This window comes from Butyricicoccus sp. OF27-2pH9A, from assembly GCF_027693185.1.
Taxonomy (GTDB): domain Bacteria; phylum Bacillota; class Clostridia; order Oscillospirales; family Butyricicoccaceae; genus Agathobaculum; species Agathobaculum butyriciproducens.
This window is the reverse complement of sequence record NZ_JAQEXK010000005.1, coordinates 1-17,087: the sequence shown is the minus strand read 5'-3', so window position 1 is coordinate 17,087 and position 17,087 is coordinate 1. Positions and strand designations below refer to the sequence as shown.

Sequence of the window (17,087 nt, the reverse complement as noted above, 5' to 3'; positions counted from 1 at the left end):
CCGGCAGCCGGGGGTGAGGACGAATAGGCTGACAGAGAAATGCGAGGTGATGATATATATGATAGTGTAAAAATCCAGACAACAGAATAATCACAAACCGGAAGAACCGCATGGATTCCTCCGGTTTTGCTTTTACAGAGAGGTTTATCTATGGAATGGAAAAACGCAAATAAGATACTGCCGGAACGCGGTCATCGGGTTCTGTGCCTGTATCCGAACGGCAAAATGGACGTACAGCTTTACTTAGGCCGTGAGAGTTTCGTTCACGATCTGTACGGACGCTGTATTTTCTGGACGGAACTGCCGAAACGCCCGAAAGCCTATTTTAAGCTGATGGGACGCAATGAATAAAGAACAGCAGGCAATCGCTCGTCTGCGGCTGGCCGCTGAAATGAGCGAAACCTACTACCATGCACCGCTCGTTATAACCACCTCGGGCGGCAAGGACAGCGATGTGTGTCTTGCGCTGGCGCGGGCGGCCGGTATCCGGTACGAAGTCCAGCATAACCATACCTCGGTTGACGCGCCGGAAACCGTCTACCATGTGCGCGAAACTTTCCATCGGCTGGAAAACAAGAGTATCAAGTGTACCGTCAACCTGCCAATGTTCAAGGGTGCTCGCGTGACAATGTGGAGCCTGATACCGCAAAAACTCATGCCGCCAACGCGCGTTGTGCGATACTGCTGTTCCGTGCTGAAAGAGCAGGGCGGCAAGGGACGCATGATAACAACAGGCGTTCGCTGGGCAGAAAGCGCCAAGCGCCGCAAGAACCGCGGTATATATGAGAAGCAATCCGCAGACATAAGCCGCAGAATCACGATCAGCAACGATAACGACGATACACGGCGGCTGTTCGAGAACTGCCGCTTGCAGGCAAAGCGCATTTGCAATCCAATCGTGGACTGGACGGACAGAGAAGTGTGGGACTACATTCGTTCCGAGCATATCCCGGTCAATCCGCTGTACGAGCGCGGCTTTCATCGTGTCGGCTGTATCGGTTGTCCGTTGGCGGGCCGTGCCGGACGGCAGTTTGAGTTTGGTCGGTATCCAACCTATGAGCGGGCGTACCTGCACGCATTTGAACGGATGCTTGAGGAACGCCGTAGCAGGAACCTGCCTGCCGTCTGGCAGAGCGGGGAAGAAGTGCTGCACTGGTGGCTGCAGGACGGCGTGCTGCCGGGGCAGTTGAGCATTTCAGATTACTTAACAGAAACGGAGTGAAACAATGTCAATTATAAAGCGAATCACCTCAGCAGGACTGTCGCTGACGATGGCGGCAACGATTATCCCTAATTCGTTTGCTGTCAGTACGCAGTCTGCAAGCACGCTATCCTCGGTGACGGCAAAATATCTTGACGCAGAAAACGGCAAGGAGATTGCCAAACAGCAGACATACAGCGTCACGCACGAGGAAAAGTCCCCGCAGACGATCACAAACTACACCTACACGGACTATACCGAAAGCGTGGAGTATGTTTACTCTCACAAAGACCTCACCTATATCATCGGCTATCCGGATAAGGGCGTTCACCCGAACGGCGATCTGACCCGCGCCGAAGCCGCAATGATCTTCTACCGCCTGTACGACGGTGATTATCCCAGCTTCACGCGCCGGATGTCAAACGGCACTTTCAAAGATGTAGGCGTAAAGAACTGGTTCTATGAGCCGGTTGAAACGCTGTACAATATTGGACTGCTGGAAGGCAAGTCCAAGGACAGCTTTGCGCCGAACGCGCCCATTAGTCGTGCGGAGTTTGCTGTACTGGCGGCGCGTTTCCAGAACCTCAAATACACCAGCGGCAAGGTTTTCTCGGATGTGGAGAAAGGTCACTGGGCGTACAGCTATATCAATGCTGCCAGCGAAGCAGGCTGGATTCAGGGCTACCCGGACGGCACTTTCCGTCCCGACAAGGAGATTACCCGAACCGAAACCGTAACACTGGTAAACAGCATGATCAACCGCACGGTTACCCGCGAAAAGCTAAAGGCACTGAATGTGCGAAATCCGTACAACGATCTTGCAGAATCGTTCTGGGGCTATACAGACCTCATGGAAGCTACGGTATCCCATACCGCCGAGGAATGGCATGACGCGAAGTATAATGACGGCAAGTACAACATTATTGTTGAGAAATTCGTAGACACGAGCGACAAGGAGATCGCAAAGTCTGTCACTACGGCGGGCAAGGCAGAATCCGCGCCCAAGTCCATTCCGGCGTATGAGTATCGCGGCTATATTCGCACGATCACTTATAAGTACAGCACTGGTGATGCGCTCCCGTCCATCGAAAAGACGGCAAGCGTCAAGGACGCTAAGGTAGGTGACGAGATCACCTGCACGATCAAGCTGGCGAACGATAAGAAAGCAAGTTCCGCATGGAAAAGCGTCGTGCTGACCGATAAAATCCCGTCTGGCATGACCTTTATTGAGGGCAGCGTTTATGTGAACAATGTAGCTGCTACCCACACCGTAAAGAACGGTACGCTGACCGTAAACCTCGGTGATATTGCTGCTGGCAAGACCGTAACCGTCACTTTCAAGGCAAAGATCAACGGCGATATGTACAATCAGACGATCTACAACACCGCTGTTGCCAAGGGTACGAACGGTTATGTAACCGCTGCGGACGGCAAGAAAACCAACATTTACGAGGACAAGGACGATGGCGTGTATGTCAAGAAAGGCGATACCGCGCCGTATGTAACCAAGACTGCGGATAAGGATAACGCAAATGTCGGTGACAAGATCACCTACACTGTCAAGGTCGGCAACAGTGTAGGCGCTGTTTACGAGATCGAAAACGCCGAAATGGCAGATACCATTCCGACTGAATTTGACTTCGTAGACGGCAGCGTGCAGGTGGATGGCAAGTCCTATCCGTACAGCTACGACAACGCAAGCCGCAAGCTGTCTGTGTTTATCGGCAATCTGAAGCCGAACGCTGCCCGCACCGTAACTTTCGCTGTGACCGTCAATAAGTCGGCTTACGGCAAGACCGTACACAACACCGCTGTCCTCTCCGGCGATAACATCAAGGACACCGAGGGCAAGGACAAGGGTGTTGAGATTGGTGACGGCAAGACCAAGCCGGAAGTTACCAAGACTGCGGACAAGTCCACTGCCAATGTTGGCGATAAGGTAACTTACACAATCAAGCTGGAAAATGGCGAGTTCGCAAGCGTAGCGATCAAGGATGCTGTGCTGACCGATACCATTCCCAACGGATTGGATATGCAGTACGGCTCGGTTACGCTGAACGGCAAGCTGACCAACGATTACAGCTATGACGAAGCGTCCCGCGTGCTGACCGTCAAGGTTGGTGATCTCGGCGTGGAAGAAAGTGCAACGGTAACTTTCGTCGCAGTAGTCAACACCGCCGCTTATGGCAAGACCATTTACAACACCGCTGTTATGAAGTCCGACAACACGCCGGACACCAGCGGCAAGGACAACGGCGTAACCGTTGGTGACGGCAAGGCAAAGCCGCAGATCGACAAGTCTGCGAACAAGTCCTCTGCCCGCGTAGGCGATAAGATCGCGTACACGCTGACCGTAAAGAACGACGATACCGCAACTGTTCCGGTTGAGAACGGCGTTATCACCGATGTTCTTCCGGCTGGACTGACTTTTGAATATGGTTCTGTCACGCTGAACGGCAAGAACACCAACGATTACACCTACGATGAAAACACCCGCCTGCTGACCGTTAATGTCGGTACGATTGAGCCGGATGCAAAGCAGATCATCGGCTTTACCACAACGGTGAACGAATCCGCGTACAACACCACCATTCAGAACCTTGCAACGCTGACCTCTGACAATGCAGACCCGGTGCAGGACAAGGACGATGGCGTAGTAATCGCGGACGGTGACGCTCTGCTGACCGTTTCCAAGTCCGCAGACAAAACCACCGCCAAGGTTGGCGATACGATCACCTACACCGTAAACGCAGCGAATGCGACCGGTGCGGATGTGAACATTCGTGACGCAGTTATGACCGATACCATTCCGAACGGACTGACTTTCCGCGGCAATGTAACCGTAGACGGCTACTCCGCAGAATATCAGTACGACAATACCGGCAAGACCCTGATCGTATCGCTCGGTGAGATCGCGCCGAATCAGACCAAGGCTATCCGCTTTGATGTAACTGTGAACAGCGATGCTTACGGTATGCACATTGAAAATACCGCCCTCGTCAGCGGCAGCAATACGCCGGACAAGAGAGGTACGGATAACGGTGTGGATATTGAGGATGGTATGGCAGACGGTCATGCGGGCAATAAGACCGCAAACAAGACCACCGCAGCAGTTGGCGATACGATCACCTACTCCATTCGCCTTTCCAATGGTGCAGCAGCTACCGCTGATTGGGAAAACATGAAAGTGATTGACGTTCTGCCTGACGGCGTAAGTTTTGCAGGAAACGTGCAGGAGAATGGTTCGGCAACGGTCAATTATTCGTACAATGCTACGATGAAAACAATTACGTTCACGCCGGATGCTATCGCAGCAGGCGCACAGACCGTTCTTAGCTTCGATGTAACCGTAGATGATGGTTCGCAGGGCAAGTTCATTGTCAATACCGCTATCCTCGATGATAACGGCAAGGAAACGCCCATGCCGGACGGCGGTGTACAGATTGACGAGGGCAACGCTGCTCCCATCGTAAAGAAGTCTGCAAGCGTCACCACTGCCAATGTAGGCGATACCTTCACCTACACGATCACTGCAAAGAACGGCAACAAGGCAACTGCCGCATGGAAGAATGTCGTAATGACCGATACGCTCCCGACCGGCGTGAAGCTGGTGGGCGGCGTGTATCTCAACAATGAGTTTGCGCTTTACAATCTCAGCGGCAATGCGCTGTCTGTACTTGTAGGCAATCTTGAACCGGGTGAATCGGTTGAAATCACTTTTGATGTGCAGGTGCTTGAAAGTGCGGCTGGTACAACGATTACCAACACTGCTTCGCTTGATGGCGATAACGGTCACGGCACTGCAACGGATAAGGGCGTAACGATTCCAGACACGGCAGAACAGCCGGACGTTAACACAAATTTTTATGTAACCAAAGAGGTTGATAAAACTGTGGTGAATGTGGGTTCTGGCGTTTCGGCAGACCGCAAACGTGCCACTTTTACCATCACGGTTGGCAACGATTCTAACCAGACATGGAAACGGGTTATCCTCAAAGATACGCTGGACACTACGCTGGTAACGCCGGTTTTGAAGAACAACGTCTATGTGGATGGCGTTCTGAACAGCAAGTGGAGTTTTCGGAGCAAAGTGTTTACTCTGGAGCTCGGTGACATTGGTTCGAATGAAAAGCGCGTGGTGAAAATCACGGTTGAGTTTAAGACCGATGCGGGCGGCAAGACGTACACCAATCTTGCCGCGGCTGCGGGTGACAACGGTTCGGCTTCGGGCCGTTCGCCGGAGATTGAAGTCGTTTCGTCTGGTTCGTCCGGTACGCCGGTGCTGACGGATATTCACTATCAGCTGTTCGGTGGTTACGCGGACGGTCTGTGGCGGCCGAATGATCGCGTATCCCTGCAGGAAGCCTGCACGGTTGTATATCGTCTGATTGCTAACGGCGGCAACACATGGCTGCCGCGCGGCACGACTACCGTTCCGAAATACCAGTACGATATTCCGGAAGAAGCAAAGTATTTCGTTTCCATCGGCGTTCTGCCTGCATCCGCGTTTGATACCACTCGCATGGACGAGGGTGACGATTACGAGATCAACTACACAATCTCGAAGAACGGCTACCTGCGTATCTGGGCTGGGTCTGGTCAACTGAACTCGCTGGTGGCCTACGCGGCGCGAACGAATATCGGTCTCAGCGGTGATGTATCCCGTCTGACGTTCGCAAAGGCAATCTGCCAGATTACCGGACGTGATACCTCGCCGGATGTTTCCGGTTACAGCGGCAATCTCCGCACATGGGCGGACGCGCCCTCGTCTGTTGTGACCGAGGTTTCGCACGAACATGATTTCATCATGGACAGCGACCGCAACGAATACTGGATTTGAGAGTAGAATGAGAAAACCCGCCTGTTTTGCAGCAGGCGGGTTTTACATTAGCAGAGAGCAACATAGGCTATTCTGAAAGGAAGGGTGAAGCCGTATGGCAAAACAGCAGATCAAAGCGGTTTGCACACATGTTTTTCAGAATGGAGGGGAAACCTGCGACCGGAAACGATTTACAGAGAAATGGGTAGAGATGATCAATCGTATCGAACGGACAGAAACGAAAATTACGGAGAAAAGGCAATGACAAAAGTGCAGTTATGCGTTACAATAAAAGTAGGAAACAGCTTGTTCTTATCTGAATGAGGGATAGAACATGAAAAAAGCAGCAATTTATTGCCGTTTATCCGAGGAAGATAAAAACAAGCTATGTGCGACCGATGATTCGGGCAGCATTCAGAATCAGAAAGCAATGCTGGTGCAGTATGCAGAAGAACAGGGGTGGGAAGTTTATCAGATTTACAGTGATGATGATTATACTGGTGCAGACAGGCGGCGGCCGCAGTTTAAGCGGCTGCTGAAAGACGCAGAACAGCACAAGTTCGATATTATCCTCTGCAAAACACAGTCACGTTTTACCCGTGAATTGGAACTGGTGGAAAAGTATATCCACGGTCTGTTTCCCATCTGGGGTATCCGTTTTGTCAGCATTGTAGATAATGCGGATACGGACAATAAGGGCAACAAGAAATCACGTCAGATCAACGGTCTTGTAAACGAATGGTATCTGGAAGATATGTCGGATAACATTCGCAGCGTACTGACCAACCGCCGTGTCAACGGTTTGCATATCGGTGCGTTTGCACTGTACGGCTACCGCAAAGACCCTGACCGCAAAGGGCATTTGCTGATAGACGAAGAAGCGGCAGCAGTAGTCCGTGAGGTGTTCAATCTATTTGCACAGGGATATGGGAAAACTTCGATCGCCCGTATTTTGAACACACGCGGGATTCCCAATCCCACCGAGTACAAACGACAGCATGGCTTACGCTACAAGCAGGCGGTGAGCAAAAACAGCACCTTGTGGAAATACTTTGCGATTGCGGATATGCTGGAAAATGAAATTTACATCGGCAATATGGTGCAGGGCAAGTATGGCAGTGTGTCGTATAAAACCAAGCAGTGTAAGCCGCGTCCGAAAGATCAGTGGTATGTTGTGCGTGGTACGCACGAGCCGATTATTGACCAGGAATTGTGGGACAAGGTATGTCGGCGGCGAGCAGAGCGCAGCAGACCGTTCAGTGATGGAAAAATTGGTATTTTCGCACGCAAAGCACGGTGCGCATATTGCGGCTATACGCTTCGGTCCTCCAAGACGCAGGACCGGCACTATCTGCAATGTCCGAATCGGCATATCTCTGTGGAAGCCTGTCCCGGTGCGTTTATTGCGGTCAGCCATTTGGAGGAAGCTGTACTGGAAGAGCTGAACCGGATGGCGCAGGAATTTCTCGATAAGGATGAAGCGGCCGAGAGCGTAGCGTTCTGCAAGGATTTGCAGAAACAGAAGAAATGCCTGCAAAAGGAGATCAACACCTATCGTCAGAAGCAGGAGGAATATACAACAGGCATTCGCAATCTGTACCTCGACAAGGTAAAGGGACTGCTGACAGAGCAGGACTATCTTGCTATGTCGAAAGATTTTGCCGGAGAGCGTGATCGGTTGGAGCATGTGATCGAGGATGGCGAAAAGCAGATGCGAGAACTTGAGGAGCGAATCGCTATCGGAGATAACCGCCGTGCGCTGGTCGAGAAGTACATGAACATTGAGCACCTGAATCGTGAGATGGTCGATACGCTGATTGACTATGTGACTGTCGGTCGGCGCGCAAAGGGCACGAAAACGGTTCCCATAGAGATTCATTGGAATTTTTGATCAATTATCGTTCAATGAGTATACCGCGTATGATAATATACAGAAATGTGGCGATATATACACTAAAATGGTGCGAAAAGCCTAAAGGATTGTTCTTGTAAAGGTGTAGCTTCTGCTGCCATATCCTCAAACAGATCAGTGATCGGGTCGCCTTTGGACTGGAACGTTGCGGCGCTCCACGGCACACCGGAGGCCGACTGCGGGTAAATGCCGGTCGTGTGATCGACAAAGTAGGCGTCAAAGCCGCCCTCCTTGATCTGCTCGGGCGTGAGATTGCGCGTCAGCTGGTACACGATGGCGGAGATCATCTCCATGTGCGCAAGTTCTTCCGTGCCGATGTCCGTCAAAATGCCCTTGCATTCCTTATACGGCATGGCGTACCGCTGGTTGAGATAGCGCATGGACGCACCCAGCTCGCCGTCCGGGCCGCCAAGCTGAGAGATAACAATTTTGGCGGTCTGCGGATTCGGATTCTTGATCTTCACCGGAAACTGCAATCGTTTATCGTATGACCACATCAGTCCTCAGCTCCTTCCCACGGCCACGGATCGTCGATCCACGTCCAGTGTCCGCTGCGGGTATTCACCTCGCGGGCGGTCAGCGGACCGAATGCGTCCTCGTACTCAGCGGCGGCCTTGTCAAACGCCGTGCGCATTTCGTTGTAGTATTTGAGCGCGGCAGCGTTGTCCGGATGGCCGTCGAGGTACTCGATCACCTCAACGAGCGCGAAATCGTACATGCGCACGCGCCCGAGCAGCTTCTCCTTGTCGGTCATTGCGGCACTGCCTCCTCTCCGAGAAACGGCTTGTCGAGTGCCGGAAAGATCGTGCCGCGCGAGAAGGCCAGCACCGGATCATACGGCGTATCAAATTCCTGCGTCGGCACAAAGGCCATCGCAAGCGAAAGCAGACCGGCAGGGATACTCTCCTTGGTCTGTAAATGATTCTGCATGGTTATGCTCCCTTCGTATAAGGTAGGAGTTAGGAGTGGATAATGATTCACCCCGCCCTGCAATATCATCACGATACCTCCTAACTCCTCACTCTCAACATACGCCGTTGGGTCTTAACAAGTTCCGACATTTATGTTATACTAATAGTACTCTTATAAGGGGAGGCATGAAAAATGGAGCTTTCTGAAATCAGAGAACAAAGTGCAAAGGCGGCAGAGCAGGTTTGCGAGGCAGCCAAGCTGAAGATCGGTGACCTGTTTGTGGTCGGCTGCTCGTCAAGTGAGATTCTGGGCGAGAAGATCGGCACGCATTCCAGTGTAGAGGTAGCCGAAGCGGTATTCGAGGGCATTCACAGCGTACTGCATGAGCACGGCGTGGAACTGGCGGCACAGTGCTGCGAGCACCTCAACCGTGCGCTGATCGTGGAGCGTGCTGTGGCAGAGCAGTTCGGTCTGGAGGAGGTCAACGTCGTTCCGCAGCCCAAGGCAGGCGGTTCGTTCGGCACGACCGCGTACAAGCGCTTTGATGATCCGGTGGCGGTTGAGTCGCTCAAGCAGAGCGCCTCTGCGGGCATGGACATCGGCGGAACGCTGATCGGAATGCACATCAAGCCGGTGGTCGTACCGCTGCGCATTGAAACCAAGAAGATCGGCGAAGCCGTTCTGCTGTGCGCACGCCGCCGTCCGAAGTTTGTAGGCGGCAGCCGCGCAGTCTATAACGAAAAACTTTTGTGAGGATTTTATGGGATTAAAAGCAGTTTTTTTCGATCTGGATGACACGTTATACACCAGCTTTCAGGCCGGGGACGCCTACGCCTACGAAAAGCTGGAGGAGTGGGCCATCAGCACGTTTGGAGACAAAGGCAAGGGGTTCGCGGACGCATTCCGCGTCAACCGCAAGCGTCTGGCACGGCAGCAGCCTGCCATGCCGCCTACGCATGACCGTGTGCTGTTTGCACAGGGTGCGCTCGAGCGCATGGGCCTGAACGCCGTTCGCTATTCGCGCGAGGCATTCCGCGTGTACTGGAATGCGGTGTTCGCTAAGATGACCTTGCGCCCGGGCGTGGCTGAGTTTTTGGACGAGCTGCGTGCGGCGGGCGTTAAGGTGGCCATCTGCACCAACATGCTGGCGGATATCCAGATGGAAAAGCTGGAGTACCTCGGCATTGCCGACAAGGTGGACTGCCTTGTTACGAGTGAGGAAGCCGGTGTGGATAAGCCGGGTTCGGCGATCTTCTGGCTGGCGATGCACAAATGCCGCTGTCTGCCGGAGGAGACCGTCATGGTTGGTGACAACTTCACACACGATATTCAGGGCGCGCTCGACGTCGGCATTGACGGCGTGTGGCTCAACTGGACGGACAAGCCGAAACCGGTCGGTGAGCTGTCCTATACCGAGGTACGCACATTCGAGCAGGCAGCGGCGCATATCCGCACCCTGCTCTGATAAGTTAGGGAGGACAAGGAAAGACATGCAGCATTTTGATTACAAGCCGCACGGCGTATGTCCGATGAATATTTCGTTCGATCTGGACGGCGATACCGTGCACAACGTATCCTTCAAGGGCGGCTGCAACGGCAATCTGCAGGCAATCAGCCGCGTGGTCGAGGGCATGACCGTGGAGCAGATTGAAGGCTACTTCAAGGGTATTTCATGCAACGGACGCGGCACAAGCTGCTCGGATCAGCTGGCGACAGCGGTTCGCAAGGCGAAAGACGCGGAATAACATAAAAAGAACCGATATCCTGCGATATCGGTTCTTTTTTACGCTTTACTCGGCGAAAATATTCCGCGGAACGGTCAGTTTGGGCGCTTCTGCGCCGGTTTCGCGCACGCATACGCCGAGCCTGTAGGCGGGATCGGGAAAATCCGGCACAAAGAGGGAGCAGGGTGCGCCGACAGTGATTGTCGGCGGCTGACAGGCGATATCTACGCAGAACTGCCGCAGCAGCCGCAGACCGCGACCGTCGGCCTTGACGTAGCTTTCCTTGAGCGCCCACAGCGTGTAGAACGCGTTTTCGCGCTCGGCAGGCGAGAGCGAGGACAGGTACTGCACCTCATCGGGGTGGAAGAAGCGGTCGGCAATATTGGGTTTGAAGGAGCGGCACTGCTGAATGTCTACGCCGACCGGGTGGTCGCTCACCGCACAGACTGCCCATGCGGCGGAATGCGACAGGCTGAAATGAACATCCGGCGCGGCGGTCAGATACGGCTTGCCGTTCTCGTTCGCGGCAATGTCGAGCGGGCGCGGCACGGACGGACAGCAAAGGCGGATTGCCTCATCCAGCAGCAGGGAAGCGGTGAAGCTCTGCTGACGGGAGGTGCCGTGCAGGCTGTCGATATACGTCAGCCGCGCGGCGGACAGGCGGGAACGAAGCGAAATGCTCATAATATCAGTGGCCGCTGCGGACAGGGCAAAAAGATGGGTCAAAGTAATGCTCCTCTTGTAACATTCATGTAATTCGCTGTCTGATTAACGAATAAATGCATCAGTTCGGTATTTATAATACCGGTTTGCGTCTGGTTTCTGTGTAAACCAATATACATCCAACCGGTTTTGCTGTCAACAAGTTTCGGCGTTACTTTGTATCGCGTCCGCCTTTTCGTCATCCAGTCCGACCAGCAGAGCAATGCCAAGACTGCCGTGATGGATTCCCTCGTTTTTGAATACCTGAAAGGCTTTGTAGAGGATGGTACACCGCCTTGCATTACAGTTCATGATGGCAGTAAAGCGAGCGCTTTCTCAATCTTTTCAATCAGCCCTGAATCAGCCGGCAGCCAATCCACGCTTTTCAGTGTGTCCTTGGTCAGCCATCGCGCTTCGGCGGCCTCTAACAGTTCAAGATTACCGCGAATCAGCTGACACCAGAAGCAATCCATCGAAAGGTGAAAGGTCGGATAATCAAATTCAACGGTATCAATCAACTCGCCAACCGAAATCTCGGAGGCAAGTTCTTCACGGATTTCTCTTTTTAAGGCCTCCTGCGGCGTTTCGCCAGACTCGATTTTTCCGCCGGGAAACTCCCACAGTCCCTTAAAGTCACCGTAGCCGCGCATGGTGGCAAAGATTTTTTCGCCATCACGAATGACTGCGGCGACCACTCGGATTGTTTTCATAAAATACCTTCCTTATCCGACGACCAGCTTGTTCGTCTTGCGAAGATACTTCGCCGGAATCGGCTGGTCCAGATGCCATGTAATATTCATTGGCTTGCTGCCGGTGTGCTTCACATAGGCTGCCGTTCCAAGACAGGTATACGGTGCAGCGCCAATGCTGTCCTGCTTGAACTCCCGCACGAAGAGAACGACCTTGCTGCCGCGCTGCCGGTGGTTAATATAACGCTGACCGGTGCTTGCCGTGTCGGAGGTGGTGCTCTGACTTTGCCAATGGAACAGGCTTTCGTTGATTGAATAGTCGTTGTACATGGTAGTCGGTGAGTAGTCCTTGTCCGCCTTGTTGAGCGTGATAAAGAACACATCGACCTGCTTGTCCGGCAGCCACTTGACACCCTCCCGCACATTTTTCGGCGTCCTGTAGTCCATGGCAATCAGAATTTGATCTCTGGTATAGGTGCAATGCAGGTCCAGCGGACAATCAAAGCCAAGCGGGACAGGCTGATCGATAAAGTCAATACGTTCCAGATTGAGCGCCAGAAGCTCATACAGTTCGTGCATCATAATCGGGCTGTCCGCGAGCAGCTGCATGTTGGCTTGCGTAGTATGGGAACGCCAGTCTGCCGCCTCCTGAAATACGGTGATGTAGAACATTTGCAGCATGCGCTTTTCAAAATCGGAAAGCGAAGCCGCAAGTTCACAGGAGAAGCGCGGAAGAATATCCGTCAGGAACTTAATCCAGCGCCGGGAATCCGCGGCAACCAGCTTGCTGAATGCCTTTGTCAGAATGCTTTCGGCAGGTTCGATAAAATCATCGCGGACGCCTGCATCTGCACAGAGACGGGAGAAGGAGAATTTACCGTAGATTGACCGCGGGTCGAGGTGATAGTAGCCGATGAAATTCTTCAAGGAAAGGGGAAGGCCGCTGTCCTGTGTGAAGGTTTCGATACGCGCAATCAGACCGGCACGGTCACCGAAGGAGCGGCGAATATTCGCCAGAATGACTTCGGAAGCCTTCTTTTCCAGCTGGATATAGCAGCCCTTCGGCAGTGATACAAAGCCCTTTTTCACCTCGTACTGCATGCTGTGATTGCTGTGAGAGAGCAGTGCAGCAAACTTTTCTTCAAAATTGTATTTCTTGTTTGCCTGACCGATGAAATCCAAAACGGTCAGGCAGTCTTTTCCTTCCGAGAGACGCAGACCGCGGCCGAGCTGCTGTAGGAAAATCGTGAGCGACTCGGTAGGGCGCAGAAAGAGAATGGTGTCAATTTCGGGAATATCAACGCCCTCGTTATACAAATCTACAACAAAGATAAAGCGGATTTCACCGGAGACCAGACGCTGTCTGGCTTCAGTTCGTTCCTTATCGCTGGAAGTACCGGTAAGGGACATGCAGGGGATACCCTTCGATGAGAAATATTCCTCCATGAATTCAGCATGCTCGACAGAGACACAAAACCCAAGACCGCGAACCGTATTGATGTCGGTTACATACCGATAGAGAGAATTGACAATATGGCCGGCGCGCTTTTCGGCGACAGCACGGTTCAGAGAAAATACGTTGTTAAGCTCAGCTTTATCATAACCGCCGCGCGTCCAGCGAATATTGGACAGGTCAACATCATCGGAAACGCCGAAATATTGAAATGGGCAGAGCAGCTTGCGCTCGATCGCCTCCGGCAGTCGGATTTCAGATGCAATGCGGCCATTGAAGTAATCCAGAACGTTTTTTCCATCCATGCGTTCCGGCGTTGCGGTCAGACCCAATAAGATTTTCGGCTTGAAGTGGTTCAGCAGTCCTTGATAGGTGGGCGCTGCTGCGTGATGGAACTCGTCCACAATGATGAAATCGTAATAGTCCTCAGGGAGAACATCATACAGCTTCTGGGAGGCTAATGTCTGCACCGAAATAAATAGATGCTCCAGGCTGCTCGGCTTGAAGCTGCCCACAAAAAGCTCTCCGAAATTGGGATCTTTCAACACAGCACGGAAAGCACTTCGGCTCTGTTTCAGAATTTCCTCTCGATGAACGACAAACAGCAGACGGGGCTTCGAACCGGAAAAGGCTTTGCAGAACCGTCGGTAATCAAAGGCAGAGATTAAGGTTTTGCCGGTGCCGGTTGCCGCAACGACAAGATTGCGGTAATAGCCGCGAACTTCGCGCTCTGCCTGCAGGCGATCCAAAATCTCCTGCTGGTATGGGTAGGGTTGAATATCGAAAACGAACTGCATCTCGCTTGTCGGATTGGCCTTGCCGTTTGTTGACAGTGCACGCTCCAGTCTTTCCCTGCACCCGTCCTTATAGACTTCAAAGCTGGCGGTGTTCCAATAACTATCGAAGGTTGCTTCCATCTTCTGAATGGTCGGCAGCATATCCTTGGTTGTCAGCTTAACATTCCATTCCAGTCCGCTGGACATAGCCGGATTGGAGAGGTTGGAAGAACCGACATACGCCGTGGTAAAGCCGGTTTCACGATAGAACATATACGCCTTTGCATGAAGTCTGGTACGCTCGGTATCGTAAGATACACGGATTTCTGTGTTGGGGAGCTTGCGAAGCGCTTCCACCGCTTTCACGTCCGTTGCGCCCATGTATGTTGTCGTAATAACGCGGAGCCTGCCGCCACGGTCCGCAAAATGCTGAAGATCATCGATGATTAAACGAAGACCGCTCCATTTGACAAACGAAACCAGCATATCAATGCGGTCTGCGGAGGCGATTTCTTTCTTCAGCTCGGAAAACATCTGCGGCTCATGAACTGCTCCGGTAAATAAGCTGCTTTGCGCAATCGATGTTTCGGGGCGGGGGAGGTCCTTTGCTTTTTTCTGGCCGATGCGCATCATAGAATCATCGCGGGACAGCAATGCGAATAACTGCTCGCCCTCATCGTCCACAGTAAAATCGCGCAGGTCGTCCTGCGCTGTCTCCTGCGAAATCAGATCAACAATTTTGTTGACTAGATTTAACTGCGCAGAAATATCGTCACCGGCAATGCGGTCAAGACCTTTGTGAACGACTTCGGACAGGTACTGCGTTAAGACCGCGGAGGACTCGGCAGCATCGATTTTCTCGACGTGCTTGCTGCCTTCCGGAAGCTGACGCAGCTCATCTTTGATTTCGGTATTCACTACTTGCTCGTAAAGGCCTTGTTCAAGCATGAAAGAAGTCTCCTGTGCGATAGCGTAATTCGTAATAGGTGTTATTCCTTGAACTGTTTTGAGTAATTTCGACAATTTTATTGTACTCTAAACCGCCAGGAAAATCAATCCATTCATCAGCGTCCAACCTTCAAGCTCTCTGTGGCAGCACTGTGTTCGCTGACACGGTGTTCCAAATCTTCAAGGGAGTAAATGCCGTTTGCCCGGAGATAATTGAAAGTATCGTTCATCTCCTTTAGGTTGCTGATTTTGCCTTTCTGGGAATACGCCCCGGCTTTGCGCTGGGTGTAATAGGCGTTCAGCAGAGAAACAAGGTCGGGTGCCTGCGGCTTGGCAAGCTCCGCTTTTGCTTCGGCAATCCAATCAAACAGGAGAGCGATTTTCTTCTTGAGGTCCCGGATCACGGCATTGGTTGCCTTGATCCAGCGGTTGAACTCGCCTTTCTCGGTGCGGATACCTTTCTTCTCCATTGCCCGGATGGTTGCGCCTTCATGGACGGTGGGAAGAAGCTCCACGCCTTGCTGACCGTAAAAATAATCAAAACTCACACGACTTCACCACCTTCTTTCTGCGGAACACTTTCTGTTGTCGGCGGAATGCTGCGGAAAGTCGTATCCGTCTTTTCGTAAGGACATCGGGCAAAATGGCAGAAGCGGTATTCCTGTTCATACGCATCCATATCAACGAAGCCCCACTTCACGCATAACCTTCTTCGTACACCAACCAATGCACGGGTGATCTCGCCCATAGGGACAGCCATCACATTCCGACTTGGGCTTCGGTGGCAAAGAGATTAAGTAGTAGCAATTATTTCTACCCAGACGGCAACCCTTTCTGCCATTCGTCCAGAAGTAGCGGTAATGGCAATCGCTCGGCTTGTCTGCGGCATAAACAGGCTTGCTCAAATAAAACACCTCCAATCTCTTGTATTTGCCCATGGTTTTGGACAAAAAAGAGCGCCTATCTATCCCCGATGCGGGGCAAATAGACGCTCTATGTACATAAGGAATTCAATTTTATCCGCTATAACAGCATGGTACTCAAAACATCCGCCTTTTTGATTAGCAGGTTTTTTAGCACGATTTTTGGTCTGATTAGCAGGAAGGGCATTTTCATTAGCAAGAACAGCCCGTTTTCTGCTAATAATTAGCTGGCAATTTTGTCTTATAACAACCGTTCGATTCTGGAGGGGTTGTCAAAAATCAAATTTTAGAGTAGAGATTTTATCTCATACAGTGAAAGAGTTTTTTCACAGTTTTTTATATAAGAAACGCCGAAAACCCTTGAAAACAAAGGATTTCGGCGTTGTTAGCTGGCGTCCCAGAGAGGATTTGAACCTCCGACCCCACGCTTAGGAGTATGGCTTACCATGTGATACACGGTTCGGATGTAACTTCCAATATCATCCCTTACGCAGAATGACTTGTAGTAAACGAACTTTATGGTGCAAAACACCTATTCTGACGCAGTTTTATGTGTCCGTTGGGTGGTTCTATTAGCAAATTCTTAGCAAGAGGATACCCAGCCAAAGCCGATTGCTACTGCCATTCTTCACTCTCTTAGTCAAAATGACAAGGCAAATACATGGAGGTTACTATGGACAAGAAAGAGAAAAAGTCACTGCCGGAACCGCGCACATACACCGTGGAACAGATTGCAGCCATGCTCAACATTGGCCGCACAACCGCATATCAGCTCGTCAAGCAGGAGGAGTTCAGGATCGTCCGCATAGGAAATGCAATCCGCGTTTCCAAGAAATCTTTTGACGAGTGGCTGGAAAGTTTGGAATTGTGAATATCGCAAGAAACGCCGTAGGCTCAAAAAACCTATGGCGTTTCTATGTTACAAGCCTCGCTTTAGCTGATTGGATAAGGCAGAGTGTGTATAAGCGCCATTGGATTTTTCACAAGTTCTCCGACTCCATCCCAAACTTTGTGTAAACCTCCAACAA

Annotated in this window: 16 protein-coding genes and 2 pseudogenes; 9 read left to right on the top strand and 9 right to left on the bottom strand. The window is 51.9% G+C overall.

Annotated elements, in window-relative coordinates; translation table 11 throughout:
• Positions 1–150: 150 nt before the first annotated feature.
• The 5 genes from PG722_RS05705 (at position 151) to PG722_RS05685 (ending at position 7,911) form a co-directional block, all read left to right on the top strand.
• Positions 151–351, top strand: a complete 201-nt coding sequence (locus tag PG722_RS05705) for a hypothetical protein (RefSeq protein WP_110437253.1) — start codon at positions 151–153, stop codon at positions 349–351.
• A complete protein-coding gene (locus PG722_RS05700) occupies positions 344–1,222 on the top strand; it encodes a phosphoadenosine phosphosulfate reductase family protein (protein WP_270579925.1) in 879 nt (292 codons plus the stop codon). Before PG722_RS05705 ends, PG722_RS05700 begins: the two co-directional genes overlap by 8 nt.
• A 4-nt stretch (positions 1,223–1,226) precedes the next feature.
• On the top strand, positions 1,227–6,041 hold the full coding sequence (locus PG722_RS05695; RefSeq protein WP_270579924.1) for an isopeptide-forming domain-containing fimbrial protein: 4,815 nt from the start codon (positions 1,227–1,229) through the stop codon (positions 6,039–6,041).
• 94 nt (positions 6,042–6,135) lie between these two features.
• Positions 6,136–6,285, top strand: a complete 150-nt coding sequence (locus PG722_RS05690; protein WP_188885711.1) for a hypothetical protein — start codon at positions 6,136–6,138, stop codon at positions 6,283–6,285.
• Positions 6,286–6,354: 69 nt separating this feature from the next.
• Positions 6,355–7,911 (top strand): recombinase family protein, encoded by a 1,557-nt coding sequence (locus tag PG722_RS05685; RefSeq protein WP_118285051.1) that lies wholly within the window; start codon positions 6,355–6,357, stop codon positions 7,909–7,911.
• A 110-nt stretch (positions 7,912–8,021) separates the two neighbouring features.
• On the opposite strand, the pseudogene PG722_RS05680 reads toward PG722_RS05685, so the two are convergent.
• From PG722_RS05680 to PG722_RS05670, 3 genes and pseudogenes are all read right to left on the bottom strand, one after another.
• Positions 8,022–8,429, bottom strand: a pseudogene (locus PG722_RS05680) (manganese catalase family protein); the annotation flags it as partial.
• Complete coding sequence (locus PG722_RS05675; RefSeq protein ID WP_270579923.1) at positions 8,429–8,686, bottom strand: spore coat protein CotJB; 258 nt, start codon at positions 8,684–8,686, stop codon at positions 8,429–8,431. The gene PG722_RS05675 and the pseudogene PG722_RS05680, both read right to left, overlap by 1 nt.
• Positions 8,683–8,862, bottom strand: coding sequence for a spore coat associated protein CotJA (locus tag PG722_RS05670; RefSeq protein ID WP_117491585.1), 180 nt, complete (start codon positions 8,860–8,862; stop codon positions 8,683–8,685). Before PG722_RS05670 ends, PG722_RS05675 begins: the two co-directional genes overlap by 4 nt.
• Before the next feature lie 174 nt (positions 8,863–9,036).
• Between PG722_RS05670 and PG722_RS05665 the strand changes: the two genes are divergently transcribed.
• Genes PG722_RS05665 through PG722_RS05655 form a run of 3 tightly spaced genes read left to right on the top strand, consistent with a single transcriptional unit; the run spans position 9,037 to position 10,589 of the window.
• Positions 9,037–9,597 (top strand): TIGR01440 family protein, encoded by a 561-nt coding sequence (locus PG722_RS05665; protein ID WP_117491574.1) that lies wholly within the window; start codon positions 9,037–9,039, stop codon positions 9,595–9,597.
• Between the two features lie 7 nt (positions 9,598–9,604).
• Positions 9,605–10,309 (top strand): HAD family hydrolase, encoded by a 705-nt coding sequence (locus tag PG722_RS05660; RefSeq protein WP_270579922.1) that lies wholly within the window; start codon positions 9,605–9,607, stop codon positions 10,307–10,309.
• A gap of 25 nt (positions 10,310–10,334) precedes the next feature.
• Entirely contained in the window at positions 10,335–10,589 is a 255-nt protein-coding gene (locus PG722_RS05655; protein WP_118729724.1) for a TIGR03905 family TSCPD domain-containing protein, read from the top strand.
• A gap of 45 nt (positions 10,590–10,634) precedes the next feature.
• Here the strand turns inward: PG722_RS05655 and PG722_RS05650 are convergent, their stop codons facing one another.
• The 6 genes and pseudogenes from PG722_RS05650 to PG722_RS05625 all read right to left on the bottom strand — a co-directional run bounded on the left by PG722_RS05650 (position 10,635) and on the right by PG722_RS05625 (position 15,884).
• On the bottom strand, positions 10,635–11,294 hold the full coding sequence (locus PG722_RS05650; RefSeq protein WP_270579921.1) for a 4'-phosphopantetheinyl transferase family protein: 660 nt from the start codon (positions 11,292–11,294) through the stop codon (positions 10,635–10,637).
• Positions 11,295–11,426: 132 nt separating this feature from the next.
• A complete protein-coding gene (locus tag PG722_RS05645; protein ID WP_188885759.1) occupies positions 11,427–11,582 on the bottom strand; it encodes a hypothetical protein in 156 nt (51 codons plus the stop codon).
• Positions 11,579–11,980, bottom strand: a complete 402-nt coding sequence (locus PG722_RS05640) for a (deoxy)nucleoside triphosphate pyrophosphohydrolase (RefSeq protein ID WP_270579920.1) — start codon at positions 11,978–11,980, stop codon at positions 11,579–11,581. Before PG722_RS05640 ends, PG722_RS05645 begins: the two co-directional genes overlap by 4 nt.
• Before the next feature lie 12 nt (positions 11,981–11,992).
• Positions 11,993–15,136, bottom strand: a complete 3,144-nt coding sequence (locus PG722_RS05635; protein ID WP_270579919.1) for a DEAD/DEAH box helicase — start codon at positions 15,134–15,136, stop codon at positions 11,993–11,995.
• A gap of 128 nt (positions 15,137–15,264) precedes the next feature.
• Positions 15,265–15,666: pseudogene (locus PG722_RS05630) on the bottom strand (MobQ family relaxase); the annotation flags it as partial.
• Between the two features lie 14 nt (positions 15,667–15,680).
• On the bottom strand, positions 15,681–15,884 hold the full coding sequence (locus PG722_RS05625) for a hypothetical protein (protein ID WP_270579918.1): 204 nt from the start codon (positions 15,882–15,884) through the stop codon (positions 15,681–15,683).
• Positions 15,885–16,732: 848 nt separating this feature from the next.
• Here PG722_RS05625 and PG722_RS05620 point away from each other — a divergent pair.
• Entirely contained in the window at positions 16,733–16,930 is a 198-nt protein-coding gene (locus tag PG722_RS05620; protein ID WP_114000934.1) for a helix-turn-helix domain-containing protein, read from the top strand.
• The last annotated feature ends 157 nt before the right edge of the window (positions 16,931–17,087 follow it).

What these genes read in the sequence shown, in the direction of transcription:
- PG722_RS05705 (WP_110437253.1), top strand. Translation starts at nt 151, where the DNA reads ATGGAATGGAAAAACGCAAATAAGATACTGCCGGAACGCGGTCATCGG.
- PG722_RS05700 (WP_270579925.1), top strand. Translation starts at nt 344, where the DNA reads ATGAATAAAGAACAGCAGGCAATCGCTCGTCTGCGGCTGGCCGCTGAA.
- PG722_RS05695 (WP_270579924.1), top strand. Translation starts at nt 1,227, where the DNA reads ATGTCAATTATAAAGCGAATCACCTCAGCAGGACTGTCGCTGACGATG.
- PG722_RS05690 (WP_188885711.1), top strand. Translation starts at nt 6,136, where the DNA reads ATGGCAAAACAGCAGATCAAAGCGGTTTGCACACATGTTTTTCAGAAT.
- PG722_RS05685 (WP_118285051.1), top strand. Translation starts at nt 6,355, where the DNA reads ATGAAAAAAGCAGCAATTTATTGCCGTTTATCCGAGGAAGATAAAAAC.
- PG722_RS05675 (WP_270579923.1), bottom strand. Translation starts at nt 8,686, where the DNA reads ATGACCGACAAGGAGAAGCTGCTCGGGCGCGTGCGCATGTACGATTTC.
- PG722_RS05670 (WP_117491585.1), bottom strand. Translation starts at nt 8,862, where the DNA reads ATGCAGAATCATTTACAGACCAAGGAGAGTATCCCTGCCGGTCTGCTT.
- PG722_RS05665 (WP_117491574.1), top strand. Translation starts at nt 9,037, where the DNA reads ATGGAGCTTTCTGAAATCAGAGAACAAAGTGCAAAGGCGGCAGAGCAG.
- PG722_RS05660 (WP_270579922.1), top strand. Translation starts at nt 9,605, where the DNA reads ATGGGATTAAAAGCAGTTTTTTTCGATCTGGATGACACGTTATACACC.
- PG722_RS05655 (WP_118729724.1), top strand. Translation starts at nt 10,335, where the DNA reads ATGCAGCATTTTGATTACAAGCCGCACGGCGTATGTCCGATGAATATT.
- PG722_RS05645 (WP_188885759.1), bottom strand. Translation starts at nt 11,582, where the DNA reads ATGAACTGTAATGCAAGGCGGTGTACCATCCTCTACAAAGCCTTTCAG.
- PG722_RS05640 (WP_270579920.1), bottom strand. Translation starts at nt 11,980, where the DNA reads ATGAAAACAATCCGAGTGGTCGCCGCAGTCATTCGTGATGGCGAAAAA.
- PG722_RS05635 (WP_270579919.1), bottom strand. Translation starts at nt 15,136, where the DNA reads ATGCTTGAACAAGGCCTTTACGAGCAAGTAGTGAATACCGAAATCAAA.
- PG722_RS05625 (WP_270579918.1), bottom strand. Translation starts at nt 15,884, where the DNA reads ATGGGCGAGATCACCCGTGCATTGGTTGGTGTACGAAGAAGGTTATGC.
- PG722_RS05620 (WP_114000934.1), top strand. Translation starts at nt 16,733, where the DNA reads ATGGACAAGAAAGAGAAAAAGTCACTGCCGGAACCGCGCACATACACC.